The 2,497-nt window shown below is 32.6% G+C and carries 3 protein-coding genes; 2 read left to right on the forward strand and 1 reads right to left on the reverse strand.

Translation table 11 applies throughout. The features are described 5' to 3' along the window. Window positions 1-52 precede the first annotated feature (52 nt). On the reverse strand, window positions 53-310 hold the full coding sequence (locus KI356_RS26940; RefSeq protein ID WP_212936975.1) for a hypothetical protein: 258 nt from the start codon (window positions 308-310) through the stop codon (window positions 53-55). Between the two features lie 357 nt (window positions 311-667). Between KI356_RS26940 and KI356_RS26945 the strand changes: the two genes are divergently transcribed. Further along, window positions 668-1,720, forward strand: a complete 1,053-nt coding sequence (locus KI356_RS26945; RefSeq protein WP_212936976.1) for an enoyl-CoA hydratase/isomerase family protein — start codon at window positions 668-670, stop codon at window positions 1,718-1,720. 159 nt (window positions 1,721-1,879) lie between these two features. Beyond that, window positions 1,880-2,497, forward strand: a 618-nt coding sequence (locus KI356_RS26950; protein ID WP_212936977.1) for a LysE family translocator, incomplete at its 3' end; no start/stop codon positions are given.

Consider the following 2,497-nt stretch of genomic DNA (forward strand, 5'->3'; position numbering starts at 1 on the left):
ACGGTATGTGAAATTATCAATTTACAAAAATAAAAATGCCATTCAGGCATCCTTATTTTTGCAAATACTCTTTCATTACGTAGTACAATACAGTTATTAAGACAATCGCTACAAAAAATGCGAATACGACCACAACATACCCGTCTTTATTTAGTAAAAAACATATGGAAATAGATATTATAAAAATCGGAAACACGAGACGCACCTTATCCTTCACTTCTTCTGTCGTATCTGTATGATGAAAATACTGTGTAATTCCTACCATAAGAGATGACAAAATAATTACCGACAATAGTAAAGGTCCTGGCATTCCGATCTCTCCTTTCTCTATTTCTAATTATATACAAACCCCACGCTCTTTAAAAGTTAGATAATTCAGCCTTTTTGAATTTTCTACATCCACTCTTTAATGGATTGTTACGCCACGCATAATAACACAATATAAGTTATACATATAATAGCGCCTTCAACACTATGATTTCAAATAATTGCGCTTACAGTAATGTTGTAATATTCCTCTTCATTCTCTGAAATCCTGCAAATATAACTCGTCAAAATATGCGATAAATAATAACACTAAACACCTAATTTAGACAAAAATTATAGAGGACATTTCAACATGTATCAAGAAATAAGAATAGAAAGATTAAGTAAGGGAGGATTTATAATGACTGAACACGTTTTATTTTCTATTAGCGAAAACGGCGTTGCATCAATTACTTTAAACCGTCCAAAAGCACTCAATTCTTTATCTTATGACATGTTACAGCCAATTGGGCAAAAACTTAAAGAATGGGAGCAAGATGAGCGTATTGAACTCATCGTTTTAAAAGGAGCTGGGACGAAAGGTTTTTGTGCAGGTGGTGATATTAAAACGCTATACGAAGCACGTTCTAACGAAGTTGCATTACAACATGCAGAGCAGTTTTTTGAAGAAGAATATGAAATTGATACATTTATTTATCAATACAAAAAACCAATTATCGCTTGTTTAGACGGAATCGTAATGGGCGGTGGTGTCGGTCTGACAAATGGAGCTACGTATCGAATTGTAACAGAGCGTACGAAGTGGGCAATGCCTGAAATGAACATTGGCTTCTTCCCTGATGTCGGTGCTGCTTATTTCTTAAATAAAGCGCCTGGATATACCGGTCGATATGTTGCTTTAACAGCATCCATTTTAAAAGCTCCTGATGTATTATATATTCACGCTGCTGATTACTTTATGACATCAGATTCATTACCAAATTTCCTTACCGCACTTGAAAATGTAAATTGGAATAAAGAAGATGTACATACTCATTTAAAAGAAGTTATTCGTACATTTGCAACTGCTCCAAACTTAGCTGGTAATCTTGCTTCTTCATTAGAAGAAATTAATTCGCATTTTGCATTCGATACAATTGAGGGAATCATTCAATCGTTAGAGAAAGATCAAAGTCCTTTTGCCCAAACAACGAAAGAAAAGCTATTATCAAAATCCCCTGTTTCATTAAAAGTAACATTAAAACAGCTTATCGATGGCCAAGAAAAGTCAGTTGAAGAATGTTTCGCGACAGATCTTATACTCGCTAAAAACTTCTTGCGACATGAAGATTTCTTTGAAGGAGTACGCTCCGTTGTAGTTGATAAAGACCAAAATCCAAATTATAAATATAAACAATTAAGTGATGTTTCAGAAGAAGATGTAAATCGATTCTTTAACTTACTTAACGCCTAAACAAAGAGGCAATATATTGTAGCTCACTTTCAGCTACTCTATATTGCCTCTTCTTTTCAGTTAAATAATTTTAAATATAATTTAATTTTATTTAACTAAAATGTATGTTAAACTAACGTTAATCGAATTTTCTAAAAACAACAAAGGAAGGCGGATAACATTATGGAAAATTTTTTTCTGTTTATTATTATGTCTATATGTCTTATTATTCTACCCGGTCCTGATACAGCAATGGCTACGAAAAACACATTGGTTGCTGGCAAAATCGGTGGCGTAAAAACTGTTTTTGGTACTTGTGTTGCGCTTTTAATTCACACTTTGGCTGCTGTAATTGGTCTTTCAGCACTTATTGTAAAGTCTGCTCTTTTATTTTCTATTTTTAAATATGTTGGTGCTGTATATTTAGTCTATATCGGTATTAAAGCTCTTTTAGCAGTAAGAAACACAGAAAACTTAAATACAAATGACGTTCCAATAAATAATGACAATAAACATACTTCTTGCTTTCGCCAAGGGTTTCTTACAAATTTACTAAACCCTAAGGTTGCAGTCTTCTTTTTAACTTTTTTACCACAGTTTTTAAATCCGAATCATAATACATTTATACAACTTCTCGTTATGGGACTTACTTATCTCATTTTAACAGTTATTTGGTTTGCTTTTTATATATTTTTAATTGATAAAATTAGTGCTTTTATGAAAAAACCGAAGACACAGCGTTATATTCAAGGTATTACAGGAATCGTCTTAATTGGGTTTGGTATTAAATTAGCCTTT

This window comes from Bacillus hominis (assembly GCF_018332515.1).
In the GTDB taxonomy this organism is placed as follows: domain Bacteria; phylum Bacillota; class Bacilli; order Bacillales; family Bacillaceae_G; genus Bacillus_A; species Bacillus_A hominis.

What these genes read in the sequence shown, in the direction of transcription:
- KI356_RS26945 (WP_212936976.1), top strand. Translation starts at nt 668, where the DNA reads ATGACTGAACACGTTTTATTTTCTATTAGCGAAAACGGCGTTGCATCA.
- KI356_RS26940 (WP_212936975.1), bottom strand. Translation starts at nt 310, where the DNA reads ATGCCAGGACCTTTACTATTGTCGGTAATTATTTTGTCATCTCTTATG.